Source organism: Enhydrobacter aerosaccus, from assembly GCF_900167455.1.
Lineage (GTDB): Bacteria > Pseudomonadota > Alphaproteobacteria > Reyranellales > Reyranellaceae > Reyranella > Reyranella aerosaccus.
Genome location: NZ_FUWJ01000011.1, coordinates 49,477 through 76,203 on the forward strand (window position 1 = coordinate 49,477; position 26,727 = coordinate 76,203).

The following is a 26,727-nucleotide window of genomic DNA, read 5'->3' on the forward strand; positions in this document are numbered from 1 at the left end:
GGCACGGCCTATCTAGCTTTTCGCCGTTTGAGAACGTACTTTGGTTAGGTGGAAATTCCAGGTCCGGGCCTGAAGTACAACAACTCCATTGTTCTCTACCGACCACAGTGACTTCGTCCGGCCCCAATAGAAGAAATGTGACTGAGTCCCATCGTCATTCTTTCTACTCTTGTCGTCGCCAGCTTTTGTGTAGACGACAACAGTGTCGCCATTCCCTACTTCTTTGTCTGGAAACCAGAAAGCCACTTTGCCACCTGACGTCGGTTCTTGCTTGTTGTTTGTCGATGAGGCGAGCAAGCAGTAGTTGCCGACATCTAGATTTCCAGAGGCGCGAAAAATTACGCGTTCTGACGTAGGCTCGCCTGGGTCGCGCATATATTGGAATTCCAAACTCATAGCACGGCGTCCCTTATTTTTCTCATTTCATCCACAACTGGACAATCTTTGCTGCCAACGCCGCGCCAATCAGCAGGAGAGCCAAGGCCACGCCGTAAGGAAGCATTTCAGGGGCGAAAAGAGATTTTGATGCGCTTAACATTGCGCTGCCAGCTGCAGCCATTGCGAGGGAGACGATCTCGAACATGAGCTTGCGCTTCTTGACGTCGTCTAACTGTGCCTTGGTGACGCGCAGATCAGCTTTCACTTCGGACAGCTCATTTTCAATGGGCCGAAGCCGGGTAAGTTCCGTCTCGTAGTCATCAAATCTCTCGACGAGCATTTTCATGACACCAGAAGACTTAATTTCCTCGTCGGTCAGGTTCGCGCGCCCAACCGTAAGAATGGGGCGCAGCTTCTTTGCCGAGTCCGCTTGGGGGCTAGTTTGACCGCCACCGCTTTTCGGCTCTTCTTCTGCAGCTGATGCTATGCTGTCACTCGGAGTCGTCATTTCTTCCCAAATATATGAAGAATCGCTTCGGCTGATCCCTTGGCTAGCAGACCGATTTTCGACCTTGAAACTATCCTACTAGACTTGTCGCCGTGGCAAGCGGCACGGGCGTCTCCTGCAGCAGCAGATCCATCGCCTCCTGCTCCCAGGCCGGCTCGTTGAGGGACAGCGGATCCTGCGGCGTGAGGCGGTGCTCGATCACCAGCCGCGACAACAGCAGGCGGCGCGCGTCGCCGCCGTGGGCGCCGAGGGTGGCGCCTTCCCAGGCGAGCAGCGCCGCCGATGTGGCGTGATAGAGCGCGTTGGAGGCGAGCCGCGCCCGCTTCTCCTGCCGCGGATCGGCCGCGACCGCTTCGACGAAGCGTTCCACTCGTTCGAGTGTCGCGCCCAGCAGGCCCTTGTACTGGCCGGGCAGGCTGCCCGACGGCTCGTACTTGTCCTTGAGGGCCGCGGTCAGCGTCTTGTGGCCCTGCGCCTTGCCGACGGCGCGCTGCACGACATCGAGCGCGTTGATGTTGGAGGTGCCTTCCCACAGGGTGCCGATCTGTGCGTCGCGCACCAGCCGTGCCGTCACCCATTCCTCGATGTAACCGATACCGCCGCGCACCTCGAGCGCCTGGCTCGCCACCGGAATGTTGTCGCGGCAGGCGCGGAACTTGTAGACCGGCGTCAGGATGCGCAGCAGGTTGGCCGCGTCGCGGTCGCCCTTGTCGGCCCGGCCCATGGCGTCGGCGGAGAAGGCGTACATCGACAGCGCCTGCTCGGTCGGCAGCATGATCTTCATGAGTTGGCGGCGCAGCAGCGGATACTCGGCGATCGAACGTCCGAAGGCACGGCGACCACGCGCGGCCGCCAGCGCCTCGTTGAGGCAGCGGCGCATCATGGCCGCGGCACGCACGCCATGGCTGAGGCGGGACAGGTTCACCTGCTCCATCATCTGCTTGAAGCCGCGATCCGCTTCGCCGACGAGATAGGCGGTGGCACCGTCCATGATGATCTCGCCCGAGGCCATCGAGCGCGTGCCGAGCTTGTCCTTGAGTCGCACGATCCGGTAGCTGTTGCGGCTGCCATCCTCCAGCCGCCTCGGCATGGCGAACATGCCGAGTCCCCTGGTGCCGGCGGGAGCGCCGCGCGGTCGCGCCAGCAGGACCGCGACATCGGCGTCGGCATGGCTGCAGAACCATTTCTGGCCATGCAGCTTCCAGCGCTCGACGCCGTCGGCGCCCACTCCGACGCGCTCGGCCTCGGTCTCGATCGCGCCGACGTCCGAGCCGCCGGCCTTCTCTGTCATGAACTGCGTGCCCTTGAGCATGGTCGCCGGGTCGGTCGAGAGCAGGCGATCGAGCAGGAGCTTCTTGAGCGCTTCCGATCCGTAGCGCTTGATGACGAAGTTGGAGGTGTCGGACACCGACACCGGACACATGAGGCCGAACTCCGCCTGCACGAACAGGTAAGTGATGCCGTATTTCACGAGCGGGTGCGCGGGCTCGGACATTCCCAGCACGCCGGCGCGATGACTCATCGCGTGCATGCCGAATTCCTCGAACGCGATCTTCTCCATCTCGCGATAGGACGGATGATAGTCGATCCAGTCCTCGTCGCGCCCGAAGCGGTCGCGCGGCTGGAGGACGGGAGGATGCTTGTCGGCGACCTGCGCGAGATCGTCGAGGCGATTGCCGGCGAGATCGCCGAGGCGCTCGAAGTGCGAGGTCATCGCTTGGCGAAGGGCGGGGTCCAGATAAAGCGACAGCAGGTCCTGGAACTGGCGGTCGATGGCATAGAAGTTCTGTCCATGCGCGTCGGGCGCGATGTAGTGGGCGCCGTGCGCCATCAATGACATGTCGGGCATGATCCCTCCCAGGATTCCAGCTGCGTGGCCACTGTACCCTCATGCTAGTGTGGCTCGCTATGACCATCGGCGTTCTCTTCGTCTGCACCGGCAACATCTGCCGCTCGCCCACCGCTGAGGCGGTATTCCGCACAATGGCTTTGCGCGCGGGACTCGCTCACGCGTTCACCATCGATTCCGCGGGGACCTACGAAGGTCATGTCGGCCAGATGGCGTCGCCGCTGGCGCTGCAGGTCGGCCGGCGGCGCGGCTACGATCTGTCGAGCCATCGTGCACGTCTTCTGACCAGCGCCGATATCGAGAAGTTCGACTATCCGCTCGCGATGGACCGCAGCCATCTCGTCGCGATGCGTTGGATGGCGCCGCGAGCCTTGTCAGATCGCCCGCAGATGTTCATGAAGTTCGCCCCGCAGACGCGCGTCATCGAGGTTCCCGACCCTTATGGCGGGCCGGCGCGGGCTTATGAACAGTCCTTGAACCTGATCGAGGCGGGATGCGCGGGGCTTCTTGCCCATCTGAAGCCGCTGGTCGGGTCCAATAGTGAAGTCGCAGGGAAGGAATAAGGAATGACCAGGACGATTCGCCGCCGCACGCTTCTGTCGGCGGCCGTGGCGACCCCCATGCTCGCCCGCCATGGCTGGGCACAAGCGGCCTATCCGAACAAGACGCTGCGCATGGTGGTGCCGTTTGCGCCGGGTGGCACGACCGATCTGCTGGGCCGCATCGCCGCCCAGTATCTGACCGAGACGCTGGGACAGCAGGTCGTGGTCGACAACAAGAGTGGCGCGGGCGGCAATGTCGGTGCCGAGATCGTCGCCAAGGCGCCGCCGGATGGCTACACGCTGCTGCTGGGAACGATCGGGACCGGGGTCACCAACCAGTTCCTCTACAAGACGATGCCCTATGACAGCGTGAAGAGCTTCGTTCCGATCGCTCTGTTCGGCGAGGTCGCCAATGTCCTGGCGGTGAATCCCAACATGCCGGTGAAGACCGTCGCCGAGTATGTCGAGTACTGCAAGAAGCAGGGCGACAACAAGGTGAGCTTCGGCTCGCCGGCTGTCGGCGGCAGCGGTCATCTGGCGATGGAGTATTTCGAATCGCTGGCGGGCTTCAGGGTCGAGCATGTCGTCTATCGCGGCAGCTCTCTGGTGCTGAAGGACCTGCTCGCCGGTCATATTCCGAGCACCATGGACAACCTGCCGCCCTACCTGCCGCACATCCAGTCCGGCGCGCTGCGGGCGCTCGGTGTCAGCACGTCCAAGCGCTGGTTCGCGCTGCCGGATGTACCCACGATCGCCGAGAGCGGCTATCCCGGCTTCGATGCGGCGCCGTGGTGGTATGTGGCCGCGCCGGCCGGTACGCCGGCGGAGATCGTCAAGAAGCTGTCGGATGATCTGGTCAAGGCCTCCAAGGATCCGGAAGTGATCAAGCGCATCCGCGATGCCGGTGCCGCCGAACTCGGCGGTTCGTCGGAAGACCTCGCCCGCTTCATGGCTGCGGAGACGGTCAAGTGGCGGAAAGTCGTCGAAGCCGCGAAGTTGGAGCCGCAATGACCAGTCATCCTCTTAAGGGCCGTTCGCTCAAGGGAAAGATCCAGACCGTGCTCGGGCCGATCGCACCCGAGCAGCTTGGCCGGACGCTGATGCACGAGCACGTGCTGTGCGATATCCGGCCGCCCGAGACCCGCGGCGACAACGATCTCGGGCCCGAGATCACGCTCGAGAATGTCTGGCAGATCAACTACGGCCATGGGCTCAAGCGGGCCGGCCGCAAGTACATGCTCGACCTCGAGGACATCGCCACGCGCGAGGTCCGCATGATGAAGCACGAGGGCGGCGATGCGATCGTCGAACTCACCTGCGGCGGACTTTCGCCCGACCCGGCGGGATTGAAGCGCATCGCCGAGGGCACGGGCGTGCATCTCATCATGGGCTGCGGCTATTACGTCAACGACTACCAGGATCCGCGTAACCACGGACGCACGGTCGAGGATTTCGCCCAGGAGATGATCGGCCAGATTGTCCATGGTGCGTGGGGAACCGATGTTCGCGCCGGCATGATCGGCGAGATCGGCTGTCAGGCGCCGTGGACGGACACCGAGAAGCGCGTCATGCAGGCCGCCCTGATCGCGGCGGCGGAGACCGGCGCCGCCATCAATGTCCATCCCGGACGCGATGCCGACCAGCCGCAGGAAGTCGCCGACTTCATCAAAGCTGCCGGTCATCCGACCGACCGCATCGTCATCAGCCATATCGATCGCACGATCTTCGACGAGACGCGGCTCTTGAAGTTGGCGGAAACGGGCGTGACGATCGAGTTCGATCTGTTCGGGCAGGAATCCAGCTACTACGGCCTGTCCGACATCGACATGCCGAACGACGCGACGCGATTGAAGCTGATTCGGGCCCTGATCGATCACGGCCACCTCGACCGCGTCGTGATCAGCCACGACATCTGCTATCGCACCCGTCTCGCCAGTTTCGGCGGCCACGGCTACGGTCATATCTTCCGCAATGTCGTGCCGATGATGGGCCGTCGTGGCTACAGCGAGGACGAGATCGATGCCATCCTCGTTCACAATCCGCGGCGATTGCTGACCTTCGTGTAGGGCGCGGCCGACCGCGGCAGGACGTACGTCGATCAGTACGTCAGGTGGTACGCCGTTTCCTCGGTGTAGATCGAGCCGTTGCGGCCGGAGCGGCTCGAATAGAGCGAGAAGTGCTCGGCCACCCAGGGGCCGGCGCGGAACTGGGCGTGGCTCGACATGAACTGGGCGATGTGATGGCCCGTCTCGGCGCCGGCGCGGAAACGCGCCAGCGTCACATGCGGCCGGAACTTGCGACGCTCGACCTCGATGCCGCAGTGGCGCGCGATCGTCGAGACTTTCTGCTGCAGTCGATCGAGCGCGTCGCTCTTCTGCACCAGGGCGGCCAGCGCGCGCGGCTGCTTGCCCGAGCTGAACTGCTCGACGCCGGCCAGCGTCACGGTGAATTTCGGCCCCGCGGCATCGCTCAGCTCCTCCTCAAGGTCGCGCATCGTCCCGCCGTCCACTTCGCCGGCGAAGCAGAGCGTGACGTGGAAGTTCTCCGGCGCCGTCCAGCGCGCATCGGGCACGCCCGATTGCAGCGCCGTCAGCTCGGCGGCGACTTCCTCAGGGACGGGCAGGGCGATGAAGAGACGCGGCATAGAGATCGAGGTTCTTGGTCACGAAGGGCAGAATGTTGCGGACGATCACCGCCACGCCTTGCGGATTGGGGTGCAGCCCGTCGGCCTGGTTGAGGGCGGGGTCCTGCGCCACGCCCTCGAGCAGGAAAGGATAGAGGGGAACCTGGTATTTGTCCGCCAGCCGCCTGTAAATCCCGTCGAAGGCGGTGACGTAATCCGGCCCGAAGTTGCGCGGCGCCATCATGCCGGCCAGCCAAACCGTGACGCCGGCGGCTTTCAGCTTCTCGATGATGGCGGAAAGATTACGCTCCGTGCTCGCCGGATCGATGCCACGCAGGGCGTCATTGGCGCCAAGCTCGACCATCACGATGTCCGGCTTGTCGCCCAGGATCCAGTCCACGCGGTCCAGGCCGCCCGCCGAGGTATCGCCCGAGACGCCATCGTTCAGCACCGTTACAGTGCGGCCGTCGGCCTTCAACGCTGCCTCCAGACGGGCCGGAAAGGACTGTTCCGGCTTGATGCCGAACCCGGCCGCCAGGCTGTCGCCCAGGACCGCCAGGCTGATCGACTTGGCCGGCTTGTCATTCTGGCCCGGGGTTTGGCCCGCCGTCTGTGCCTGCGCGGGCATCAGGCAAACTGGCATCAGGCAAAAAAGAAGCAGCAGCAGCGAATTGACCACCGCCGCAAAACGACCATATCCGTTGCCCAGCCTCATCGCCTCAGTCCCGGAGCCTGTGTGACCGCCGCGCCCATTGTCCGCTTCACCGACGTTCACCTCGACATGGCAAGCGATGCGGGCATGGTCAATATCCTGCGCGGCATCACGCTCGATGTCGCGCCGGGCGAGATTGCGGCCGTTGTCGGGCCGTCCGGCGCCGGCAAGTCGAGCCTGATGATGGTGGCCGGCGGCCTGGAGCGCGCGACCGCCGGTCGCGTGGAAGTGGTCGGCCACGATCTTGGCGCCCTCGACGAGGATGCTCGCGCGCGGTTACGCCGCGACCATATCGGCATCGTGTTTCAGGGCTTCCACCTCATTCCCACCATGACGGCGCTCGAGAACGTGGCCTTGCCGCTCGAATTCGGAGGGCGGCGCGACGCCTTCGAGACGGCCGAGTCGGCATTGGCGCGCGTCGGTCTCGCGGCGCGCATCGGACACTATCCAGCGCAGTTGTCGGGCGGGGAGCAGCAGCGCGTCGCCGTCGCGCGGGCGATGGTCGGCCGGCCCCGGCTGCTCCTGGCCGACGAGCCGACCGGCAATCTCGACGGCGCCACCGGCAAGCAGGTCATGGATCTGCTGTTCGAGCTGGCGCGCGCCGATGCTGCCACCCTGATCCTGATCACCCACGACATGACGCTGGCGCAACGCTGCGACCGGATCGTGCGCATCGCCGACGGGCTTGTCGTCGAGGATCGGCGCCTCGCCCCGGGCGTCGCGATCGCGGCACAGTGAGCCCGTACAGTGAGTCGGGTGTGACGACGCTTCCCTTCCGGCTGGCGCGCCGCGAGATGCGCAGCGGCCTGGGCGGGTTTCGCCTGTTCCTGGCCTGTCTCGCCCTGGGCGTTGGTGCCATCGCCGCGATCCTCTCCTTCAGTCGCGCCATCGAGGAAGGCCTGCGGGCCGACGCGCGCGAATTGCTAGGCGGCGACCTCGCCATCTCGCAGCTCTATCGCGAGCCGTCGCCCGATCAGCTCGCCTTTCTGAGCCAGCAAGGCACGCTCACCCGCTGGGTCGACATGCGGTCCATGGCGCGGCCGGTGAAGGCCGATGGCAACCCAGCCCTAATCCAGTTGAAGGCAGTCGAACCGTCCTATCCGCTCTATGGCACGGTCGAGCTGAAAGGCGGCGGATCGCTGGCCGATGCGCTGGCCAAGCGCGACGGCCTCTGGGGCGCGGCGGTCGAGGAGTCGGCGCTCAAGCGTATGAACATCGCGCTCGGTGACGAGGTTAAGGTCGGTGAAGCTAGGCTGCAGGTTCGTGCCGTGATCGCGCGCGAACCCGACAGTGGCCTGAGTGCCTTCGCCAGTCTCGGGCCGCGCCTGATGATGCCGTTGGCGGCACTAGGCGACTCGCAGCTGGTGCAGCCGGGCAGCCTGTTGACCTGGCAATATCGGCTGAAGCTGTCGCCGGGCCGCTCCGATAAGGCGATGGCCGAAACCCTCAAGGAACGCTTCCCGGACGCGAGCTGGCGTATCGAGGATCTCGATGCGGCGGGCGGCGGCATCCGCTTCTGGCTCGAGCGACTGACGCAGTTCATCAGCCTGATCGGTCTTTCGGCCCTGCTGGTCGGCGGCGTCGGCGTGGGCAATGCGGTGTCGAGCTTCCTCGCCAGCCGGCTGCGCACCATTGCCACCCTGAAATGTCTCGGGGCGCCGCAGCGGCTGGTCTTCGCCACCTATTTCATCCAGCTCGGCGCGCTTGCGCTGCTGGGCGTGGCGATCGGCGTGGCGCTGGGCGCCGCACTGCCGTTCCTGGCGCAGTCGCTCATCGCCGATCTTCTGCCGGTAAAGGCGCGCATCGCGCTCTATGTCCGCCCGCTTGCCATCGCGGCGGTGTTCGGCCTGCTGGTCTCGTTGCTGTTCGCGCTCCTGCCCCTGATCCGGGCGCGGCGCATTCCGGCGGTCACGCTGATGCGCGGCGCGGTGGTCGCAGCGATGCGCCTCGACTGGCGCGAGATCGCGCTGGTCGCCGCTGTGGCCGTCCTGCTGGCGGCATTCGCCGTTCAGACGGCCGGCAGCCGACGTATCGCCGCCTATTTCGTGGTGGGGGCGGTCGCCGCCTTCATCGCCTTTCCGCTGCTGGCCCGCGGCGTCATGGCCGCGGCCGCCCGGATCGGCAAGCCGAGACTCGCTGCCCTTCGCCTGGCCCTTGCCAATCTGCATCGGCCGGGTTCGCCGACACCGATCGTGATGCTGTCGCTGGGGCTCGGCCTTACCGTGCTGGTGGCCACGGCCCTGATCGAGGGGAACCTGCGCGAGCAGATCACGCAGCGCATTCCCAAGGACGCGCCGGCCTTCTTCTTTGTCGATATCCAGTCGACCCAGATGCCGGCCTTCGAGCAGGCGATCGCCGCCATCCCGGGAGCCGGCGCCCTGGAAAAGGTGCCGTCGCTGCGCGGACGCATCGTGAAGATCGGCGGCAAGCCGGTGAGCGAGCTGAAGATCCCGGCGGGCGCGCGCTGGGCGGTCGACAGCGACCGCGGCATCACCTATGCCGCGACGCCGCCCGACGGCGCCCATGTCGTGGAAGGGACATGGTGGGCGGCCGATTATCGCGGTCCGCAGCTCGTCTCCTTCGACGAGACCCTGGCGCACGATTTCGGCATCGGCATCGGCGACACGATCACGGTGAATGTGCTGGGGCGCGAGATCGAGGCGCGCATCGCCTCGCTGCGCCACATCGAGTGGCAGACGCTGGCGATCAATTTCGTCATGGTCTTTTCGCCCGGCATCCTCGACCGTGCGCCCCACACCTTCCTCGCCACCGTCAAGGCGATGCCCCAGGCGGAGGAGGCGATCTTCAAGACGATCACCGACCGGTTCCCCAACGTCACGGTGATCAGCGTGCGGGATGCGATCCAGACCGCGTCGGAGGTGCTGGGCAATATCGGTCTGGCGACGCGGCTGATCGGCCTGCTCAGCATCCTGGCCGGGGTGCTGGTGCTGGCCGGGGCCATGCTGGCGACGCAGCGACGGCGCGTGCACGAGGCGGTGGTGATGAAGGTGCTGGGGGCGACGCGACTGCGGATCGCTAGCATCTTCGCCTGGGAATTTGCCGCTCTTGGCCTGTCGACCGCCGTGGCGGCGTTGGGCGTCGGAACGGCCGCGGCCTTCTGCGTCGTGCGCTACCTGATGAACCTGCAATGGACTTTTCTGCCGACCGTCGCGGTTGCCGTTGCGGTCGGCGCCATGCTGCTGACCCTGGCGTTCGGTCTTGCTGGCACGTTGGCGGTGCTGCGGCAGCGGCCGCTGGCTTTGCTGCGCAATGAATAGGCTGTAGAATTCACCGTTTCGGCACAATTCATTGATACTGAAAGACGCTTGATTCGACAGGGCTAGGTGCCCAAATTGTCGGGCAAAGGGGCTCGCCAAGGAGGCCCCCTCGGAGGCTTAGGTATGGCGAATCAGAATTTCAACAGTTTCGGCCGTATGGGCGGCGTAGCCGACCAGGCGACATTCGATGTCGGCCTGCGCGCCCATATGATCCGCGTCTACAACTACATGGCGTCGGGCCTGGCATTGTCGGGCATCGTCGCTTTCGGGCTGTTCAGCTCGCCCCAGCTGCAGAGCATCTTCTTCCAGATGGGCATCACGCCGGGCGGGGCGGTCGTTCCCGTCGGCATGAACATCCTGGGCTGGGTCGCCATCCTGGCGCCGCTCGGCCTGCTGATGATCGCGTCGTTCCGCGCCGCGCAGATCAGCGTGGGCGGCCTGCAGGCGATCTACTGGTCGGTTACGGCGCTGATGGGCGTCAGCCTGTCGCTGCTGCTGTTCCGCTACACCGGCGCATCGGTCGCGAGGACTTTCTTCGTGACGGCGGCGTCGTTCGGCGCGCTCAGCCTGTACGGGTACACGACCAAGCGTGACCTGACCGCGTTCGGCAAGTTCCTGTTCATGGGCTTGATCGGCATCATCCTGGCGAGCGTGGTGAACATCTTCGTCCACTCCAGTGGCATGGCGTTCATCGTCTCGATCCTGGGCGTGCTGATCTTCGCCGGCCTGATCGCGTACGACACGCAGAAGATCAAGGAACAGTACAGCGATGCCTGGGGCACGCAGATGCAGGACAAGGTCGCCATCTTCGGCGCCCTCAGCCTCTATCTCGACTTCATCAACCTGTTCCAGTTCCTCATGAGCTTCATGGGACAGCAACGCGACTAGTCGATCGTCCAACGATCGTCGCAGGCGCCCGGGCCGCAAGACCCGGGCGTTTTGCTGTGGAGCGCCACCACCAATGAAGCGATTGAAAGCGCTGTTGCAGAGCGAAGCAGGGAGTGCGTTGCCGTTGCTGGCCGCCTCGGTGCTGGCGCTCGTGATCGCCAATTCGCCGTTCGATTGGCTGCTCAGCGAGGTGCTCCAAACCAAGCTCACCGTCGATCTGGGCGGTATCGGTCTCAGCAAGCCGCTAGTGCTGTGGATCAACGACGGCCTGATGGCCGTGTTCTTCCTGCTGGTGGGGCTGGAGATCAAGCGCGAGGTGCTGGAAGGCGAACTCTCGCGGCCTGCGCTGGTGGCGCTGCCGATCGCGGCCGCGCTGGGGGGCATTGCCGTACCGGCGGCGATCTATGCCGCCTTCACCTTCAACGATTCCCAGGCGCTGCATGGCTGGGCGATCCCATCGGCCACGGATATCGCCTTCGCCGTCGCCGTTCTGGCCGCGCTCGGGCCGCGCGTGCCGCGCAGCCTGAAGCTGTTTCTGCTGACGCTGGCCATCGTCGACGACCTGGCGGCGATCGTGATCATCGCCGTGTTCTACACGGCCGAGCTCTCGACCCTGTCGCTGGCCCTGGCGGCGCTCTGCATCCTGATCCTCGTCGGCTTCAATCTGAGCGGCATCCGTCGGCTCGGGCCGTATCTCCTGGTCGGCATCGTCCTGTGGATCTGCGTACTGGAGTCCGGCGTGCATGCGACCCTGGCGGGCGTCGTCCTGGCTTTCTGCCTGCCGCTGTCCTATCGGACCGACGCGCCGGAGGAACGGCCCTATATCCGGCTCGAACATGCGTTGGCGCCGCGCGTGAGCTATTTCGTGCTGCCGGCGTTCGCCTTTGCCAATTCGGGGCTCAATCTGTTCGAGATGAGCGCCGACATGGCGCGCGCGCCGATCACGCTCGGCATCGTGGCCGGCCTGTTCCTCGGCAAGCAGATCGGCATCTTTGCCGGTGCGGCGACGCTGATCGTGCTCGGACTGGCCCGCCTGCCGTCCGACGTGCGCTGGAGCCAGCTCTACGGTGCCAGCGTGTGCGGCGGCATCGGCTTCACCATGAGCCTGTTCATCGGCACGCTCGCCTTCGAGAGCGACGGTCATCAATCGATGGTGCGGCTCGGGGTCCTGGTCGGATCGCTCCTGTCGGCCGCGGTCGGCTTCACGGTCCTGCGCCTGTCACCAGGCCGGTCCCCGGGCTGAAACGTCAATTCAGCCGCAAAAAGGGACCACGCGCCCAAGATTGCGCGACGGCGGCAGCGGCCTATACTTTTGCCCATGCGGCGAACTTCCTACGAGCAAATGAACTGTTCGATCGCCTCGGCGCTCGACGTCGTGGGCGAGCCCTGGACTCTTCTGATCGTGCGTGACGCCTTCTACGGCGTGCGTCGTTTCGATGACTTCCAGGAAAATCTCGGCATCGCGCGCAACGTGCTGACGGCGCGATTGAAGAAGCTGGTCGAGGCCGGTGTCTTTCGCAAGACAGCCTACCGGCAACGACCGCTACGCTACGAATATCGTCTGACCGACAAGGGCGCTGCCCTGTTTACGGTCATTGTCGGACTGAAGCAGTGGGGGGATCGCTATGGCATCGCCTCGCGCAACGGCAAGCCCATGGACCTCGTCGATCGGACGGACGGCCATCCGCTCGATCCGGTGCTGATCGATGCGGCGAGCGGACGACGCCTGGAACTCACCAACGTCCGTGCGGTGGCGGGACCCGGCGCACAGCAGGCGACGCGGGATTTCTTCGATCGTCTTGCGTTGAGCCGACCGCCGACGCGCTGACGTCGTTACGTCCCGCTTTCGTCTTCCGGCGGCGCCAGCCGTTTGCCGGCGAGGAGATCGCGTTCGCGCGTTTCGCTTTGCCGATCGGCGATCTTTTCGGCCTTGGTACGGCCGAAGCGCAGGCGGTTGGCTTGCGCTTCGTTCTCGCGCTCGTGCCGCGCGCGCTCCTTGCGCCTGCGTCTCAGGTTGACGATCTCGGCCATGATGCGTCCCTCCATTTCCTTATGCCGCGCTGTTGCACGATGCGCTAGTCTTGCCTCGAGCCACTAGGGGGAAACGATGAGCCCTTCCACGCGCAACAAGGTGCTGATCGGCGCGGGCAGCATCCTCGGCCTTGTGATCGTGGCACTGCTGCTGGTTCCGGCATTCGTCGATCTCAACGGCCGCAAGGCCGAACTCGCCGCCGAGGTGAAGAAGGCAACCGGCCGTGATCTGGTCATCGACGGTCCCATCAGCCTGTCGATCCTTCCCTCGCCCAGCGTCAGTGCCACCGGCGTGAAGTTCTTCAACATGCCGGGCGCCAAGAACCCGAACATGGTCGAAGTGCGATCCGTCATCGTGCGGCCATCGGTCCTCGCCTTGCTGGCGGGCCGGCTCGAGGTGAGCGAGGTGGTGCTCGACCAGCCCAAGATCGTGCTCGAGGTGAATGCCGAGGGCAAACCGAACTGGGAGTTCGCGCCGTCGGTCGCGGAGGCGAAGCCCGTCGCGTCGAAGCCCAGTTCGCCCCGGCCTCTCTCGCTCGGAACGCTCGCGATCCGCGACGGCACGCTGATCTTCAGTGATGCCCAGCAGGGCATCTCGGTGGTGGCCGAGAAGGCCAACCTTTCGGCCTCGGTCGGCTCGCTCGATGGCCCGTACAGTGCCGCCGGGAGCGCCACCATCAATGGGGCACCGCTCAGCTTCGATGTCGGTATCGGCGCCAAGGGAGGCGAGGGCTATCCGGCCCGCATCGCGGTGTCGACCCCCGACGGCAAGCTCTCCTTCGACGGCCGCTTGAGCGAGCTTGGGCCAGCGGCACGCCTGAGCGGAGCCGCCAACGTGTCGGCGAGCTCGCTTTCGGGCTTCACCACCACCCTGGTTGGTCTGGCCGGACGGAAGCCCCTGGCGCTGCCGCCGCTGCTATCCGGCAAGTTCAGCTTCGAAGGCGGGATCGACGTGTCCCAAGGCGGCTTTGCCGCCAAGGACTTCAAGATCGCCCTCGGTAATGACAGCGGTTCGGGTTCGCTTTCCATCGCGCTCAAGCCGACGCTTGCGGTCGAGGCGACTCTGTCCGTGCCCAGGCTCGATCTCGATGCTTGGCTCGCCGCCTTGTCGCAACCCTCGGCGCCGACGGCTACACCGGCGGCGGCATCAGACAACGCGCCCAAGCCAGCGGGCGGTTCGGCCGCTGCAGCGCCGGCGGCGCCTCCCCAGGAAAGCCTGTTCGCCGTGGCGAATGCCAAGGTCGCGATCGACGCCGGCGAGGTCCTCTACAACAAGCAAGCCGTGCGCAACGTCTCGCTGCAGCTCGAATCGCGCGGCGGGGTCGTGGCGGTGCCGAAGCTCAGCGCGGCGTTGCCCGGCGACGCCGTTCTCGAAGCCAAGTCGACCCTTTCTGGCGATCCGGCACGGCCCAGCGCATCGGGCGAATTCAGCCTGGTGGCGCCCAAGCTGCGCGAGACCCTGCAATGGCTGGCGGTCGATGTCGCCGCGCTGCCGTCAGGCAAGTTCACGCGCCTCAGCATCAAGGGCCGCATGACGTCGAGCCGCGGCGATGTCCAGGTGCCCGATGCGACCGTCGAGCTCGACGGCATGAACGCGACGGGCGGGCTTACGGTCACCTTCGGTGTGCCCCTGTCGATCGCCACCCGCATCGAGCTGGACACGCTCGATCTCGACTCGCTGCTGGCCGGAGCAGGCGATGGCAAGACCGGGACGAGCAGCGCACCTGCGCCACAGTCGGCCAGCGCGGCGCCGTCGACCAAGAGGCAGGCGGTGGCCGGGCCGCTTCTGGAACTGAAGGCCAAGGTTGGCCGGTTGATCTACAACAAGCAGACCGCCACCGGGGTCGAGGTCGATGCTGCTCTCCAGGGGGAGACGCTGAAGCTCAACGACCTGAAGGTAGCGAATTTCGCGACGGCGCGTTTCGCCGTGCGCGGCACGGTGGCGGATTTCCGATCCGAGCTGCCGCGCCCCGACATCGCCTTCAACTTCGATGCCGACAACATGACGCAGTTCCTGAAGGCAGTCGGTTCCACGGCGCCCGACGAACTCGGCCATGTCGCGATGAGCGGCGGCGTCGCCGGCACCATCGAGCAGCTGACGATCAAGGACTTCTCGGTGAGCGCCATGGGCGAAAGCGCCAAGGCGAGCGGAACGCTATCGATGCCCGGAGCCGCCGGCGGCAAACCGCAGGCCGTCGGCTACAAGGGCAGCGTCACGTTCAACGGTCAGACGATCGAGGGATCGGTCGACGCCAAGCTCGAAGGCCGGCCCCAGATCACGGCCGATCTGCGCACGTCGCTGCTCGACCTCGACAAGCTCAGCGCCGGTTCGGGCAGTGCGCGGCCAAGCACGCCGGCGCGGGGAGCGGCGTCCGCCAAGCCTGTCGACAAGACGATCGATACCTCGGCTTTGCGCGGCGTCGATGGATCGCTGAAGCTGGTCGCGGCCACGTTCGTGAGCGCGCCACTGCGCCTCAACAACGTCACCATCGTGGCCAGCCTGAAAGACGGCGTCCTGACCCTGTCGCAGTTCAAGGGCGGCCTGTTCGGCGGTACGCTGGAACTCGCCGGCACCGTCAACGCGACGCAGCCGGCCCTCGCTTTCGACATCAAGGGCGATGCGAACAGCATCTATCTCGGTGAGATGCTGCGCAGCATGGCGGGCACGAACATCTTCGGCGGCACGATCAAGATCACGGTCGACGGGCGGCTGAATGCCAACGGTATCGCCATCAGGGGAAGCGGTGCGACGCCGGAACAGCTCAAGAGTTCGATGGCGGGCGGCGCGCAGCTCAGCGGCCATGTCTATGCCGGCGCCGACAAGGCCCTGACGACGCTCGGAACCGCCGCCACCGGCGTGGTGGGCGGCGTCATCGACAACACGCTCGGCAACGCGCTGGGCATCATCGGGCATACGGCCGGCGTCGGCGTCAGCAACATGCTGAATGCCGCGTCGCTGCTCCTCAATCGCTTCGTCAATCGCGACAACCCGATATCGGGTCGCGTCGACATCGCCGGCGGTATCCTGACCGACAAGGGGCTCGCCGTGCAGGGTGATCGCGCCACGGCCAATATCGCCACGCGCACCGATCTCATCCATTCAAGCACCAATACGACGGTGAACTTCGTGATCGCCGAAGATCCGTCGGCGCCATATGTCATCGTTTCGCTGCGTGGCGCGCTGTCGTCGCCGTCCTTCAGCGTGTCGCGCGGCACGGCCAAGGATCCGCCGGGCTTCGTCAACACGCTGGAGCAGGGCGTCACGGCGCCGGCGCGGCAGATCCTGCCCAACGTGCCCATTCCCAACATCCCGATCCCCAACATCTTTGGCCGCTGAGGATATTGTGCTCGAACGACTTCTGACGGTGCTCAAGGCGCGCTTTGGCAGTGCGCCTGCCTTGACCGAGGCGCCGAAAGGCGTCGATGTGCTGGCCGACATGGCCGACCGCCGTGTCATGCGGCGCTACCTCGACAAGCCCGTCGATCCAGCGCTGGTGGAGACGCTGTGCGCCGTCGCCCTCTCCGCGCCGTCCAAGAGCGATCTGCAGCAGACCGATATCGTCATCGTGTCTGACAAGGGCCAGCGCGAGAAGCTCGAGGCCCTGCTGCCGGACAATCCCTGGGTGAAGGCGGCACCGGTCTTCCTGGTCTTCTGCGGCAACAACCGCCGCCATCGCCTGCTGTTCGAATGGCGCGGCCGGCCGTTCGTGAACGACCATCTCGACGCCTTCTTCAATGCGGCGGTCGATGCCGGGATCGTGCTGGCCACCTTCGTCGCGGCGGCGGACCGCGCCGGCCTCGGGACCTGTCCGATCAGCGCCATCCGCAATCACGCCGAAGCCGTTTCCGAGATCCTCGGCCTCCCGGACCATGTTTTTCCGGTGGCGGCGCTCGGCATGGGCTGGTCGTCCTTTGCAGGGGTGATGAGTCCACGCCTGGGGCTCGAGGTGACGGTGCATCGCGATCGCTACGACGAGAGCGGTCTGCGCGACAAGATCGCCGCCTACGACAAGCGACGCGAGTCGGTGCAGCCGTACAAGACCCAGCGCTATGTCTCGACCTTCGGCGAGAGCGACAGTTATGGCTGGTCCGAGGACAAGGCCCGGCAATATTCGGTGCCGGAGCGGGCCGGATTCGGTGCTTTCGTGCGCAAGAAGGGATTCACTCTCGACTGAGCCGCTGGCGCAGCGTCTCCAGCACATGGAGGCGCAAGGCGCTCGACAGATTGCCCTGGCCGCCGCGCGCCCGGTCGATCTCGGCGACCAGCGCATTCAGCGACAGGTGCCGGGCCTCGGCAATCGCCGCCAATTCCCGCCAGAACGCGTCCTCCAGCGAGATGCTGGTGCGGTGGCCGTCAATTGTGACCGATCGTTTACGCATTGCCGGACTGTGGCAGCGGCAAGACGCCGGCTCAACCCGCCTTGCGGCTGACACGTCTCATGCGTATATACCGCCGCGATCAACCCCCTCCCGGAAGACAATATGGACATCCGCAACGTCGCGATCATCGCGCACGTCGATCATGGCAAGACCACACTCGTCGATTGCCTGCTGAAGCAGAGCGGTACATTCCGCGAAAACCAGCAGGTGGCCGAGCGCGCCATGGATTCGAACGATCTTGAGCGCGAGCGCGGGATCACCATCCTGGCCAAGGCGACGTCGGTCGAATGGCAAGGCACGCGCATCAACATCGTCGATACGCCAGGCCACGCCGACTTCGGCGGCGAGGTCGAGCGCATCCTCTCGATGGTCGATGGCGTGGTGCTGCTGGTCGATGCGGCGGAGGGGCCGCTGCCGCAGACCAAGTTCGTGCTCGGCAAGGCGCTGCGCCTCGGCCTGAAGCCGATCGTGCTGATCAACAAGGTCGACCGGTCCGACGCCCGCGCCCACCAGGTGCACGACGAGGTGTTCGACCTGTTCGCCGCGCTCGAAGCCAACGACGAGCAGCTCGATTTCCCGACGCTGTTCGCCTCGGCCCGCCAGGGCTGGGCCGCGACCTCGCTCGAGGCCGAGCACAAGGATATGACGCCGCTGTTCGAGCTCCTGGTGAAGCACGTGCCGGCGCCGAAGGTCGATCCGGACCCCGCTTTCCGCATGCTGGTGACGACGCTCGAGGCCGACAACTTCCTCGGCCGTATCCTGACCGGCCGCATCCAGTCGGGCACGATCAAGCCCAACACCATGGTCAAGGCGCTGGGCCGTGACGGCAAGGAGCTGGAGCAGACCCGCATCACCCGCATCCTGGCCTTCCGCGGCCTCGAGCGCGTGGCGCTCGACGCGGCCGAGGCGGGCGACATCGTGGCGCTTGCCGGCCTCAAGGTCGCGACCGTTGCCGACACGATCGGCGATCTGACCATCTCCGAACCGATCGCCTCGCAGCCGATCGATCCGCCGACCCTGGCCATGAATTTCATGGTCAACGACTCGCCGCTGGCCGGCAAGGAAGGCGACAAGGTCACGACCCGCATGATCCGCGCCCGCCTGATGGCCGAGGCCGAGGGCAATGTGGCCATCCGCGTGCGCGATACCGAGAACGCCGACTCCTACGAGGTTGCCGGGCGCGGCGAACTGCAGCTCGGCGTGCTGATCGAGACCATGCGCCGCGAAGGCTTCGAACTCGCCGTCGGCCGTCCCAAGGTGCTGTTCAAGACCGATCCGGCGACCGGCCAGCGCCTGGAGCCGATCGAGGAAGTCGTGATCGACGTCGATGACGCCTATACCGGCGCCGTGGTCGAGCAGATCTCGCTGCGCAAGGGCGAACTGCAGGACATGCGTCCGTCGGGCGCCGGCAAGACCCGCCTGGTGTTCTACGCTCCGTCGCGCGGCCTGATCGGCTATCACGGCGAGTTCCTCACAGACACCCGCGGCACCGGCGTCATGAACCGCCTGTTCCATGCGTACGGTCCTTATCGCGGCCCGATCGCCGGCCGCCGCAACGGCGCGCTGATCGCCAACGAGGAGGGCACCTCGGTCGCCTACGCGATGTGGAAGCTCGAGGATCGCGGCCCGATGTTCATCGATCCGGGCGTGCCGGTCTATGCCGGCATGATCATCGGCGAGCATTCCCGCGGCAACGACCTCGAAGTCAACGTGCTGAAGGGCAAGCAACTCACCAACATCCGCGCCGCCGGCAAGGACGAGGCCGTACGCCTCACGCCGCCGCGCAAGATGTCGCTCGAACAGGCCATCGCCTATATCGAAGAGGACGAGCTGGTCGAGATCACCCCGAAGTCGATCCGGTTGCGTAAGCGCTTCCTCAATCCCGAGGACCGCAAGCGCGCCAAGAAACAGGCTGCCGCAGCAGCCGCGGAGTAGGACGTTCTTTGAAGAATCGAGGAGAAACTTTCGCTGACCGTCTGGAGACCGCCGCCCGGGCCAAGCAGGCCCTGCTGGAAAAGGCGCGCCAGAAGGATCCGTCCAACGACCCGGGTTTCGCGGCCCGGCAAGAGGCGCGTGCCGCCGCGGCGCGCGCCCGCGAAGAGCGCGAGGCAGAGCGCCGCGCCGCCAAGCAGGCCGAGCGCGAGCGGATCGCGGCGGAGCGGGCGGCCGAAGCCGCGCGCAAGGCCGAAGAAGCGGCTCGCGAGGCCGAGCGCATCCGGCATGGCCGGCGCCCGATGTCGAAGCCGGCGCTCAGCCCGGCCGAGCAGAAGGCGGCTCGCGACGCGCGCTATGCCGCCCGCAAGGCGCGCCAGAAGTAGCTAGAGGCTGCCGGTCAGGCTGGCGCGCTGGCTGATCTCGATGTGGTTGCCGTCGGGATCGCACACGAAGGCGAAACGCACCGTGTCGCCCAGCACGCGCACCGCGCCGCCTGACGTGCCGCCGCGGGCGAGGATGCCCTCGTATTCGGCGACGCAGTCCCAGACCTGGACCGTGGTGTATCGATAGCCCGGCCCGCGCCATTCGGGGCTGCGCTCCACCTTGCCTTGCTCGGCGATCACGATCAGCGAATCGCCGCAACGATAGCGGCCTTCGCCGACACGCTCGTACTGCATTGCCTCAGTCCAGAAACGGTCGTGCGCCGCGGGATCGTTGACCCGCAGCAGCACGGCGATGCCCTCGACGCCGTCATGGCCCTTGGGCACCAGCGTGACCTTGTTGCCGTCCGGATCGGCCAGAGGCCGCGGCGCCGCCAGTCCCTCCCGCGCGATCTGCAGGCCGATGATGCCGGACGGCGCCAGGTTCGGCAGCGGATCGCGCGCATGGTTCATCTTCAGGATGGAGCCGTTCATGTGGTGGCGATGCTGCTGCATGCCGCCGCCCAGCTTGCCGACATGGTCGTAGGGCAGGCCGACCGTCTGCTGCCAGAAGGCGAGCTGCTCCTCGCGCTTGTTGGAGAACAGGCCGACATCGAGATGCTGCTTGGCGAGTTTCATGGCCACGACTTTAGCCCAGGCAACTGGATACAAAGCATACAAACGCTGCCCGGACTCCGCCGTGCGGCCATTGCTAAAAGGGCCGTGGGTGAAGGGGGCAGCAGATGGGGATCTGCTGCCGCATAAACGTGGGAAGGGATCTACGATGATTCGCGCCATCATTGGCACGGTCGCCGTGCTCGCCGGCTTTGCCGTGGTCGAGACGTCGAGCGACGCCAGCACGAGCGACGCCGGCGGGGGGCCGAGGGCGTCGTGCAAGGCCACGCAAGCCTATGCCGTGCTGCAGCCGGGTGAGCCGGTTGCGGTGCGGGCCGAGCCGACGCCGAGTGGGGCGGTCGTCGGCTCGCTGGCGGCGCATCGAAGCGGAGAGGGGCCGGTTTTCTCCGTGGTGACCCTGACGGGCAGTCAGGGCGGCTGGGCGCGCATTGCCCTCGGGTCGAAGGATTACAGTGCCACTGACGGCGCAACACGCTCCTACGGCTGGATCCCGGCGGATCAGCTGGCGGTCGATACGCGCCTGGCCGGCAAGGTCACGCTCTACGACCGGCCGGATCTGCTGGGCCATGCGGTGGCCAGCCTGGAGAACGCAGACCAGAAATTCCGCGTGCTGGGATGCCGTGGTGAGTTCCTCCAGGTGATCAATGCCGAGCAGGGCAATGTCTGGATCGACCGCTGGTGCGCCCGCAGGGAGGGCTGCCGCGGATAAGGCGTTTGGGAAGCGGTGATCGGCATTCTGGGAATTGTGCCGGTCGCCGCAGGACAGCAGCGAAAACCCCGGGAGGCGACTCCCGGGGTTTTCTTGTCTCCTGGCACGGTCCTTGAGGCACGGTCCTCAAGGCACAGTGACCGAAGGAGCGCGTCGTTTCAGATCTTCAATTCGCTGAAGAAGTCGTTGCCCTTGTCGTCGGTGACGATGAAGGCGGGGAAGTTCTCGACCTTGATGCGCCAGATCGCTTCCATGCCGAGCTCGGGATATTCCAGAACCTCGACCTTCTTGATGCAGTTCTTGGCGAGGATCGCGGCCGGGCCGCCGATCGAGCCGAGATAGAAGCCCTTGTGCTTCTTGCAGGCGTCGACGACCTGCTTGCTGCGATTGCCCTTGGCCAGCATCACCATCGATCCGCCATTGGCCTGGAACAGGTCGACGTAGGAATCCATGCGCCCGGCGGTGGTCGGGCCGAACGAGCCGGACGGCATGCCCTCGGGAGTCTTGGCCGGGCCGGCGTAATAGACCGGGAATTGCTTGAAATAGTCCGGCAGGCCTTCGCCGCGGTCCAGCCGCTCCTTGAGCTTGGCGTGTGCCGAGTCGCGGGCGACGATCAGGGTCCCGGTCAGGTTCACGCGCGTCTTCACTGGATGCTGGGTCAGGATCGACAGCGTGTGCGCCATGCCCTTGTCCAGATCGACCGAGACGACATTGCCGGAAAGCTGCTGCGGCTCGACCTCGGGCAGGTAGTGCGCCGGGTTGGTCTCGAGCTGCTCGAGGAAGATGCCGTCCTTCGTGATCTTGCCCACGGCCTGGCGGTCGGCGGAGCAGGAGACGCCAAGCCCGATCGGCACTGAGGCGCCGTGCCGGGCGATGCGGATCACGCGCACGTCGTGGCAGAAATACTTGCCGCCGAACTGTGCGCCGATCCCCATCTGGCGCGTCAGCTCCAGCACCTTCTGCTCCATCTCGCGGTCGCGGATGGCGACGCCCTTGTTGTTGCCCTCGCTCGGCAGGTCGTCGAGGTAGCGCGTCGAGGCGAGCTTCACCGTCTTGAGGTTCAGCTCCGCCGAGGTGCCGCCGATCACGATGGCGAGGTGGTAGGGCGGGCAGGCCGCGGTACCCAGCGTGCGGATCTGGGTGTCGAGGAACTTGAGCAGCGACGCTTCGTTCAGTACCGCTGGCGTCTGCTGGTAGAGATAGGTCTTGTTGGCCGAGCCGCCGCCCTTGGCGACGAACAGGAACTTGTAGGCGTCGCCGTCGGTCGCATAGATGTCGATCTGCGCCGGCAGGTTGGTGCCGGTCTGCACTTCCTTGAACATCGAGAGTGGCGATACCTGGCTATAGCGCAGGTTGGTCTCGGTGTAGGTCTTGAACACGCCCTTGGCGATCGCGGCCTCGTCGCCGCCGCCGGTCCACACCGACTGGCCCTTCTTGCCCATGACGATCGCCGTGCCGGTATCCTGGCACATCGGCAGCACGCCGCCCGCCGCCACGTTGGCGTTTTTGAGAAGCTCGAGCGCAACGTACTTGTCGTTCGCGGAGGCTTCGGCGTCGTCGAGAATGCTCCGCAACTGCGCCAGATGGCCGGGTCGCAGGAGATGCGAGATGTCGTGGAAAGCAGCGGCCGTGAGCAGCGTCAGTGCTTCCGGCTCGACCGTCAGCACCTCGCGGCCGTTGAACTTGGCCGTGCCGACGAAGTCGGACGAGAGCTTGCGGTAAGGGGTGGTGTCCTTGCCGCTCGGGAACATCTCCTGGAACTGGAATTCGGGCATGCGACTCTCTCCTGGCGCCTGCTTGGAAGGCGCGCATCCCTGCCGCAAGTGGCGCGCGGCGTCTACCTACTTCTTTCGGAAGCTGTCGAGCTTGACGACCTTCGACGCGGCATCCTCCGGCTTGGCCGCCGGATCCGTCGTCGTGGCGTCGGGTTTGGCGTCCCCGCTGGCCTCCGGGGAAGCCGGACCGCCCAGGGACGGGCGCTTTTCCGGCGCTGGCAAGGGTGTCGGCGGCGCGGGCTCGGCCTTCTCCGCCGGTGCCGCGGCGCCCTTGTCCTTGCGGTCGAATTGCAAACCGAAGCGCACCGAGGGATCGACGAACGCCGACAGCGCCGCAAACGGCACCTTGATGTGCTCCTGCTGCTTGTTGAAGCTCACCGTGACCTCGAAGAACTCGTTGTTCACGACGAGGTCCCAGTACTGGTGCTGCAGGACGATCGTCATCTCGTCCGGATATTTCTGCCGCAGATAGTCGGGCAGCTCGACGCCGGGGTCGTGGCTGCGGAAGGAGATGTAGAAATGGTGCGAACCCGGCAGCCCCTTGTCGGCCACTTGAGTCAGCACACGCCGCACCACGCTGCGCAGCGCGTCGTCGACGAGAGCGTCGTAGTGAAATCGATCGTTCATGACTGGCCGGAATTTTCACAAAGCATCGGCCCGCGTACCACGAGAGTCAATCGTGGGGAACCCGAAACGGAGCGACGAAGTGGGAGGGGCTTCTGTTGCCCGGTGCCCCTCCCGAAACCGCGCTTACGTCCGCTGTTTAGGCGGCAGCAGCGAGTGCAACGTCGTTATCGTTGGCACTTGTGTGTGGCCCTTTACGGCGGAACCATGCCGGGCAAAAACCGCGCCTTTACCACGCTCGTCGATCCTGTTTCGCCCCCATCGACCTCGCTTCGAGAAGCGAGGGAAAATGGTGGAGGCGCCGGGTACTGCCCCCGGGTCCGATACGCTTATGCCACGCGGCGTTTATCGCCATAGTCGGTTTCCCGACGCACCCAATATAGGCACGCCGCATCGCTTTTTGAAGTCGCGCGGCAATATGCCGAACGTTCTCCGGTCCGGCCGGATGTGGGCAACTTTGCGTTGGTCGAGGTCAGTGAGCCGTTGGCAGGGGCGTGCCGGACGCTAAAGTGCCGCTCAAGAACGACGGAAGATTGCCATGCCCCTCTCCACCGACCAACAGGCCGAGATCGACCAGGCCCGCGAAGGCGGGAACAAGACGTTGCGGCCGGTTGCGCCGGCGCTCGAAGAAATCCTCTTTCAGGCGCTGCCGGTCCTGGACCACGGCTTCGTGCGCGTGATCGACTACATGGGGGACGATGCCGCCGTCGTGCAGGCGGCCCGCGTGAGCTATGGTCGCGGCACCAAGAAGGTCAGCGAGGATCGCGGCCTGATCAACTATCTCATGCGGCATCGGCATACGACGCCGTTCGAGATGTGCGAGATCAAGTACCACGTGAAGCTACCGATCTTCGTGGCCCGGCAGTGGATCCGGCACCGCACGGCCAACGTGAACGAATATTCGGCGCGCTATTCGATCCTCGACAACGAATTCTACATTCCCAGCCCGGAACACCTCGCGGCGCAGAGCAAGTCCAATCGCCAGGGCCGAGACCAGGTGCTGAGCGGCAAGGAAGCCGAGCGCGTCTTCTCGCTCCTGAAGAAGGACGCCGAGCTCGTCTACGAACACTACCTGGAAATGCTCAACGAGGGTGAAGGCGGCGAGCCGCTCGATCCCGAACGGTCAGGGCTCGCGCGCGAACTGGCGCGCATGAACCTGTCGCTCGCCTTCTATACCCAGTGGTATTGGAAGACGAACCTGCACAATCTCATGCATTTCCTGTCGCTGCGCGCCGATGCGCACGCGCAGTACGAGATCCGTGTCTATGCCGAGACCATGATCGACACGCTGAAGCGCTGGTGCCCGATCTGCCATGACGCCTTCATGGAATACCGCATGGGCGGCGCCCATCTGTCAAAGACCGGCCTCTCTGCCGTTCGACGCATGATCGCCGGCGAGAAGCTGGATCAGAAGGCGAGCGGCCTCAATCCGCGGGAATGGCGCGAGCTGCTGTCGGCGCTCGGCCTGCCCGGGGCATGACGGCCGAGCTTGCTGCGCGCGATCCCGGGCAATTGCGCCTGCTGCGCGAACGGGCCCGGGATGCCGACGCGATCGACGAAATGACGGCGGCGGCGTTCGGTCCGGATCGCTTCCACAAGACCGTCTACCGATTGCGGGAGGAGGTCGCACCGATCCGCGATCTCTGTTTCGTCGCGCTCGACCAGAAGGGGCGCCTGGTGGCCTCGATCCGCAACTGGCCGATCCTGATCAACGAACGCTGGCCCGCCGTGCTGCTGGGGCCGCTGTCCATCGCGCCCGAATTGCGCGGGCTGGGCTACGGCAAGGCGCTGATGTGGCACTCGATGGCGCAGTCGCGCATGCAGGGCCATAGCCGCATCATCCTGGTCGGCGATCCCGAGTACTACAACCAGTTCGGCTTCCGCCGCGACCTCGCCCTCAACATCCAGCTTCCAGGCTGGGTCGAGGAACGGCGCTTCCTGGCGCTGGAACTCGTGGCCGGCGCCATGATCGGCGTCCACGGCATGATCGGAAAGCCGGTGCCGCCCAAGCGGGCGACGAGACGACGAAAGAAGCAATAAGGACCGGAATCAGGTCCCGCCCGCCGACCGTACTATGGTGTTGTCCTCGGGGGAGGGCAGATGGATCGGGTCCGGGACTATTCCCGTTATTTTTCCGTTTGTTTAACGGCCGGGCCGGCGGTCGGGCGATCAGCGCACGACGATGCGCGGCGCCGGTCGGGCGCCCGCCGCCTTCTCTGCCAGCTGCTGCCAGACGCGCTGCGCGATGTCCTTGTAGACTTTGGCGTGGGGGCTGTCCGGCCGGGCGACGACGATGGGATGGCCCTCGTCGGACGTCGTCCGGATGTCGAGATGCAGCGGAATCTCTCCCAGGAACGGCACGCCGAGCTTGTCCGCTTCCTCGTGGGCGCCGCCATGCCCGAAGATCTCGGAGCGTTCGCCGCACTTGGGGCACAGGAAATAACTCATGTTCTCGATGATGCCGAGCACCGGCACGGCCACCTTCCGGAACATGTTGAGGCCCTTGCGGGCATCGACCAGCGCGATGTCCTGGGGCGTGGAGACGATCACTGCCCCCGACAGGGCGACGCGCTGCGCCAGCGTGAGCTGGGCATCGCCGGTGCCGGGCGGCATATCCACCACCATGACGTCGAGATCGCCCCACTGCACGTCGCGCAGCATCTGCTCGAGCGCACTCGATACCATGGGACCGCGCCAGATCATCGGCGTGTCCTCGTTGACGATATAGCCGATCGACATGGTGCGGAGCCCATAGCGCTCGATCGGCTTCAACTGCTTGCTGTCCGTGGATTCGGGCTTTTCGTGCACCGACAGCATCCGCGGCATGGAAGGGCCGTAGATGTCGGCGTCGAGCAGGCCGGTGCGGACACCGATGGCAGCCAGACCGAGCGCGAGGTTGACGGCGGTGGTCGACTTGCCGACGCCGCCTTTGCCGGACGCGACGGCGATGATGTGCTTCACGCCGGGCACCTCGATCCGTCCGCCACCGGGTGCGGCATGGGCGGGCCCATGGGAGTGGCCCGCGCGCGCGGGTCCGCCCGGACGCGCCGGCGGTGCGCCTGGCGGCGGTGCCGCGGCGCGCTCGGCTGTCATGACCACCGTCGCGGACAGGACGCCCGGCATGGCGCGAACCGCCTGCTCACAGGCCTGACGCAGGGGCTCGAGCGACGGACCGCGGGCCGGATCGACATCGAGCGTCACCGCGACGTGGCCGCCGCGCGTGGCAACGCCGCCGACCATGCCCAGGGCGACGACGCTCTTCGCCGTGACCGGGTCGATGACTGTTTCGAGAACGCTGCGTATCGCCGATTCAGTGATTTCCGCCACGTTCGTTCTCTCCGCGTGCGGCAATATTATGTCGCCGCTTGATTGAAGGAATAGCTGCCGTCACATATATGCAGACCGGCTTGAAAGCAAAGTCCCGCTGTGGCCCTGAGGTG

26 protein-coding genes and 1 other RNA gene are annotated in these 26,727 nt (G+C 65.6%); 15 read left to right on the forward strand and 12 right to left on the reverse strand.

Translation table 11 applies throughout. The features are described 5' to 3' along the window. Nucleotides 1-12: 12 nt before the first annotated feature. From B5D62_RS33110 to B5D62_RS26590, 3 genes are all read right to left on the reverse strand, one after another. A complete protein-coding gene (locus B5D62_RS33110; RefSeq protein WP_139374112.1) occupies nucleotides 13-396 on the reverse strand; it encodes a hypothetical protein in 384 nt (127 codons plus the stop codon). A gap of 22 nt (nucleotides 397-418) precedes the next feature. Continuing rightward, a complete protein-coding gene (locus B5D62_RS26585; protein WP_085937091.1) occupies nucleotides 419-886 on the reverse strand; it encodes a hypothetical protein in 468 nt (155 codons plus the stop codon). 70 nt (nucleotides 887-956) lie between these two features. Then, entirely contained in the window at nucleotides 957-2,735 is a 1,779-nt protein-coding gene (locus B5D62_RS26590) for an acyl-CoA dehydrogenase family protein (RefSeq protein ID WP_085937092.1), read from the reverse strand. A gap of 59 nt (nucleotides 2,736-2,794) precedes the next feature. On the opposite strand from B5D62_RS26590, the gene B5D62_RS26595 reads away from it, so the two are divergent. Genes B5D62_RS26595 through B5D62_RS26605 form a run of 3 tightly spaced genes read left to right on the forward strand, consistent with a single transcriptional unit; the run spans nucleotide 2,795 to nucleotide 5,343 of the window. After that, nucleotides 2,795-3,298 (forward strand): low molecular weight protein-tyrosine-phosphatase, encoded by a 504-nt coding sequence (locus tag B5D62_RS26595; protein ID WP_085937093.1) that lies wholly within the window; start codon nucleotides 2,795-2,797, stop codon nucleotides 3,296-3,298. 3 nt (nucleotides 3,299-3,301) lie between these two features. Beyond that, nucleotides 3,302-4,288 carry a Bug family tripartite tricarboxylate transporter substrate binding protein gene (locus tag B5D62_RS26600; RefSeq protein WP_085937094.1) on the forward strand — a complete coding sequence of 329 codons (987 nt, stop codon included), beginning with the start codon at nucleotides 3,302-3,304 and terminating at the stop codon, nucleotides 4,286-4,288. After that, nucleotides 4,285-5,343: a phosphotriesterase family protein gene (locus B5D62_RS26605; protein ID WP_085937095.1), complete on the forward strand. Its 1,059-nt coding sequence runs from the start codon at nucleotides 4,285-4,287 to the stop codon at nucleotides 5,341-5,343. Before B5D62_RS26600 ends, B5D62_RS26605 begins: the two co-directional genes overlap by 4 nt. Nucleotides 5,344-5,375: 32 nt before the next feature. Here B5D62_RS26605 and thpR read toward each other — a convergent pair whose 3' ends face one another. Beyond that, nucleotides 5,376-5,921 (reverse strand): RNA 2',3'-cyclic phosphodiesterase, encoded by a 546-nt coding sequence (gene thpR, locus B5D62_RS26610; RefSeq protein WP_085937096.1) that lies wholly within the window; start codon nucleotides 5,919-5,921, stop codon nucleotides 5,376-5,378. Next, nucleotides 5,887-6,543 carry an arylesterase gene (locus B5D62_RS26615; RefSeq protein WP_085937249.1) on the reverse strand — a complete coding sequence of 219 codons (657 nt, stop codon included), beginning with the start codon at nucleotides 6,541-6,543 and terminating at the stop codon, nucleotides 5,887-5,889. Before B5D62_RS26615 ends, thpR begins: the two co-directional genes overlap by 35 nt. A 93-nt stretch (nucleotides 6,544-6,636) precedes the next feature. On the opposite strand from B5D62_RS26615, the gene B5D62_RS26620 reads away from it, so the two are divergent. The 5 genes from B5D62_RS26620 to B5D62_RS26640 all read left to right on the forward strand — a co-directional run bounded on the left by B5D62_RS26620 (nucleotide 6,637) and on the right by B5D62_RS26640 (nucleotide 12,606). Next, nucleotides 6,637-7,350: an ABC transporter ATP-binding protein gene (locus B5D62_RS26620; RefSeq protein WP_419188820.1), complete on the forward strand. Its 714-nt coding sequence runs from the start codon at nucleotides 6,637-6,639 to the stop codon at nucleotides 7,348-7,350. A gap of 20 nt (nucleotides 7,351-7,370) precedes the next feature. Beyond that, nucleotides 7,371-9,890 carry an ABC transporter permease gene (locus tag B5D62_RS26625; RefSeq protein ID WP_218191326.1) on the forward strand — a complete coding sequence of 840 codons (2,520 nt, stop codon included), beginning with the start codon at nucleotides 7,371-7,373 and terminating at the stop codon, nucleotides 9,888-9,890. Between the two features lie 123 nt (nucleotides 9,891-10,013). Continuing rightward, nucleotides 10,014-10,778, forward strand: a complete 765-nt coding sequence (locus tag B5D62_RS26630) for a Bax inhibitor-1/YccA family protein (RefSeq protein WP_085937097.1) — start codon at nucleotides 10,014-10,016, stop codon at nucleotides 10,776-10,778. 73 nt (nucleotides 10,779-10,851) lie between these two features. After that, nucleotides 10,852-12,021 carry a Na+/H+ antiporter NhaA gene (gene nhaA / locus B5D62_RS26635; protein WP_085937098.1) on the forward strand — a complete coding sequence of 390 codons (1,170 nt, stop codon included), beginning with the start codon at nucleotides 10,852-10,854 and terminating at the stop codon, nucleotides 12,019-12,021. A gap of 99 nt (nucleotides 12,022-12,120) precedes the next feature. Beyond that, a complete protein-coding gene (locus tag B5D62_RS26640) occupies nucleotides 12,121-12,606 on the forward strand; it encodes a winged helix-turn-helix transcriptional regulator (protein ID WP_218191327.1) in 486 nt (161 codons plus the stop codon). Nucleotides 12,607-12,611: 5 nt separating this feature from the next. On the opposite strand, the gene B5D62_RS26645 is transcribed toward B5D62_RS26640, so the two are convergent. Further along, nucleotides 12,612-12,809: a DUF4169 family protein gene (locus tag B5D62_RS26645; RefSeq protein WP_085937252.1), complete on the reverse strand. Its 198-nt coding sequence runs from the start codon at nucleotides 12,807-12,809 to the stop codon at nucleotides 12,612-12,614. 76 nt (nucleotides 12,810-12,885) lie between these two features. Between B5D62_RS26645 and B5D62_RS26650 the strand changes: the two genes are divergently transcribed. Both B5D62_RS26650 and B5D62_RS26655 read left to right on the forward strand, forming a co-directional pair. After that, nucleotides 12,886-16,146: an AsmA family protein gene (locus B5D62_RS26650; RefSeq protein WP_085937100.1), complete on the forward strand. Its 3,261-nt coding sequence runs from the start codon at nucleotides 12,886-12,888 to the stop codon at nucleotides 16,144-16,146. A gap of 7 nt (nucleotides 16,147-16,153) precedes the next feature. After that, nucleotides 16,154-16,984, forward strand: a complete 831-nt coding sequence (locus B5D62_RS26655; RefSeq protein WP_170921147.1) for a nitroreductase family protein — start codon at nucleotides 16,154-16,156, stop codon at nucleotides 16,982-16,984. On the opposite strand, the gene B5D62_RS26660 is transcribed toward B5D62_RS26655, so the two are convergent. After that, on the reverse strand, nucleotides 16,971-17,189 hold the full coding sequence (locus tag B5D62_RS26660; RefSeq protein ID WP_085937102.1) for a ribbon-helix-helix domain-containing protein: 219 nt from the start codon (nucleotides 17,187-17,189) through the stop codon (nucleotides 16,971-16,973). The genes B5D62_RS26655 and B5D62_RS26660 overlap by 14 nt on opposite strands. A 102-nt stretch (nucleotides 17,190-17,291) precedes the next feature. On the opposite strand from B5D62_RS26660, the gene typA reads away from it, so the two are divergent. Both typA and B5D62_RS26670 read left to right on the forward strand, forming a co-directional pair. After that, the gene (typA, locus tag B5D62_RS26665; RefSeq protein ID WP_085937103.1) at nucleotides 17,292-19,124 is read left to right on the forward strand and encodes a translational GTPase TypA; all 1,833 of its coding nucleotides are present in this window, start codon (nucleotides 17,292-17,294) and stop codon (nucleotides 19,122-19,124) included. An 8-nt stretch (nucleotides 19,125-19,132) separates the two neighbouring features. Then, on the forward strand, nucleotides 19,133-19,507 hold the full coding sequence (locus B5D62_RS26670) for a DUF6481 family protein (protein WP_085937104.1): 375 nt from the start codon (nucleotides 19,133-19,135) through the stop codon (nucleotides 19,505-19,507). Here B5D62_RS26670 and B5D62_RS26675 read toward each other — a convergent pair whose 3' ends face one another. Further along, nucleotides 19,508-20,182 (reverse strand): VOC family protein, encoded by a 675-nt coding sequence (locus B5D62_RS26675; protein ID WP_085937105.1) that lies wholly within the window; start codon nucleotides 20,180-20,182, stop codon nucleotides 19,508-19,510. It lies immediately after the preceding gene. Nucleotides 20,183-20,327: 145 nt separating this feature from the next. Between B5D62_RS26675 and B5D62_RS26680 the strand changes: the two genes are divergently transcribed. Then, a complete protein-coding gene (locus B5D62_RS26680) occupies nucleotides 20,328-20,888 on the forward strand; it encodes an SH3 domain-containing protein (RefSeq protein ID WP_085937106.1) in 561 nt (186 codons plus the stop codon). A gap of 158 nt (nucleotides 20,889-21,046) precedes the next feature. On the opposite strand, the gene B5D62_RS26685 is transcribed toward B5D62_RS26680, so the two are convergent. The 3 genes from B5D62_RS26685 to ssrA form a co-directional block, all read right to left on the reverse strand. Further along, a complete protein-coding gene (locus B5D62_RS26685) occupies nucleotides 21,047-22,663 on the reverse strand; it encodes a fumarate hydratase (protein ID WP_085937107.1) in 1,617 nt (538 codons plus the stop codon). Nucleotides 22,664-22,729: 66 nt separating this feature from the next. Continuing rightward, the gene (locus tag B5D62_RS26690) at nucleotides 22,730-23,290 is read right to left on the reverse strand and encodes an SspB family protein (RefSeq protein ID WP_085937108.1); all 561 of its coding nucleotides are present in this window, start codon (nucleotides 23,288-23,290) and stop codon (nucleotides 22,730-22,732) included. Between the two features lie 81 nt (nucleotides 23,291-23,371). After that, nucleotides 23,372-23,696: a transfer-messenger RNA gene (gene ssrA, locus B5D62_RS26695) on the reverse strand. Between the two features lie 129 nt (nucleotides 23,697-23,825). On the opposite strand from ssrA, the gene thyX reads away from it, so the two are divergent. Both thyX and B5D62_RS26705 read left to right on the forward strand, forming a co-directional pair. Beyond that, complete coding sequence (gene thyX, locus B5D62_RS26700) at nucleotides 23,826-24,767, forward strand: FAD-dependent thymidylate synthase (RefSeq protein ID WP_085937109.1); 942 nt, start codon at nucleotides 23,826-23,828, stop codon at nucleotides 24,765-24,767. After that, complete coding sequence (locus tag B5D62_RS26705) at nucleotides 24,764-25,327, forward strand: GNAT family N-acetyltransferase (RefSeq protein ID WP_231714952.1); 564 nt, start codon at nucleotides 24,764-24,766, stop codon at nucleotides 25,325-25,327. Before thyX ends, B5D62_RS26705 begins: the two co-directional genes overlap by 4 nt. Before the next feature lie 129 nt (nucleotides 25,328-25,456). Here the strand turns inward: B5D62_RS26705 and apbC are convergent, their stop codons facing one another. Further along, the gene (gene apbC, locus B5D62_RS26710) at nucleotides 25,457-26,614 is read right to left on the reverse strand and encodes an iron-sulfur cluster carrier protein ApbC (protein WP_085937110.1); all 1,158 of its coding nucleotides are present in this window, start codon (nucleotides 26,612-26,614) and stop codon (nucleotides 25,457-25,459) included. Nucleotides 26,615-26,727 lie beyond the last annotated feature (113 nt).

Bases quoted from the DNA above. Each gene is read 5' to 3' on its own strand.
- B5D62_RS26585 (WP_085937091.1), bottom strand. From the start codon at position 886: ATGACGACTCCGAGTGACAGCATAGCATCAGCTGCAGAAGAAGAGCCG.
- B5D62_RS26660 (WP_085937102.1), bottom strand. From the start codon at position 17,189: ATGCGTAAACGATCGGTCACAATTGACGGCCACCGCACCAGCATCTCG.
- typA (WP_085937103.1), top strand. From the start codon at position 17,292: ATGGACATCCGCAACGTCGCGATCATCGCGCACGTCGATCATGGCAAG.
- B5D62_RS26630 (WP_085937097.1), top strand. From the start codon at position 10,014: ATGGCGAATCAGAATTTCAACAGTTTCGGCCGTATGGGCGGCGTAGCC.
- B5D62_RS26690 (WP_085937108.1), bottom strand. From the start codon at position 23,290: ATGAACGATCGATTTCACTACGACGCTCTCGTCGACGACGCGCTGCGC.
- B5D62_RS26640 (WP_218191327.1), top strand. From the start codon at position 12,121: ATGAACTGTTCGATCGCCTCGGCGCTCGACGTCGTGGGCGAGCCCTGG.
- B5D62_RS26600 (WP_085937094.1), top strand. From the start codon at position 3,302: ATGACCAGGACGATTCGCCGCCGCACGCTTCTGTCGGCGGCCGTGGCG.
- B5D62_RS26615 (WP_085937249.1), bottom strand. From the start codon at position 6,543: ATGCCAGTTTGCCTGATGCCCGCGCAGGCACAGACGGCGGGCCAAACC.
- thyX (WP_085937109.1), top strand. From the start codon at position 23,826: ATGCCCCTCTCCACCGACCAACAGGCCGAGATCGACCAGGCCCGCGAA.
- B5D62_RS26645 (WP_085937252.1), bottom strand. From the start codon at position 12,809: ATGGCCGAGATCGTCAACCTGAGACGCAGGCGCAAGGAGCGCGCGCGG.
- thpR (WP_085937096.1), bottom strand. From the start codon at position 5,921: ATGCCGCGTCTCTTCATCGCCCTGCCCGTCCCTGAGGAAGTCGCCGCC.
- B5D62_RS26595 (WP_085937093.1), top strand. From the start codon at position 2,795: ATGACCATCGGCGTTCTCTTCGTCTGCACCGGCAACATCTGCCGCTCG.
- B5D62_RS26680 (WP_085937106.1), top strand. From the start codon at position 20,328: ATGATTCGCGCCATCATTGGCACGGTCGCCGTGCTCGCCGGCTTTGCC.
- B5D62_RS26685 (WP_085937107.1), bottom strand. From the start codon at position 22,663: ATGCCCGAATTCCAGTTCCAGGAGATGTTCCCGAGCGGCAAGGACACC.
- nhaA (WP_085937098.1), top strand. From the start codon at position 10,852: ATGAAGCGATTGAAAGCGCTGTTGCAGAGCGAAGCAGGGAGTGCGTTG.
- B5D62_RS26705 (WP_231714952.1), top strand. From the start codon at position 24,764: ATGACGGCCGAGCTTGCTGCGCGCGATCCCGGGCAATTGCGCCTGCTG.
- B5D62_RS26675 (WP_085937105.1), bottom strand. From the start codon at position 20,182: ATGAAACTCGCCAAGCAGCATCTCGATGTCGGCCTGTTCTCCAACAAG.
- B5D62_RS26590 (WP_085937092.1), bottom strand. From the start codon at position 2,735: ATGCCCGACATGTCATTGATGGCGCACGGCGCCCACTACATCGCGCCC.
- B5D62_RS33110 (WP_139374112.1), bottom strand. From the start codon at position 396: ATGAGTTTGGAATTCCAATATATGCGCGACCCAGGCGAGCCTACGTCA.
- B5D62_RS26650 (WP_085937100.1), top strand. From the start codon at position 12,886: ATGAGCCCTTCCACGCGCAACAAGGTGCTGATCGGCGCGGGCAGCATC.
- B5D62_RS26605 (WP_085937095.1), top strand. From the start codon at position 4,285: ATGACCAGTCATCCTCTTAAGGGCCGTTCGCTCAAGGGAAAGATCCAG.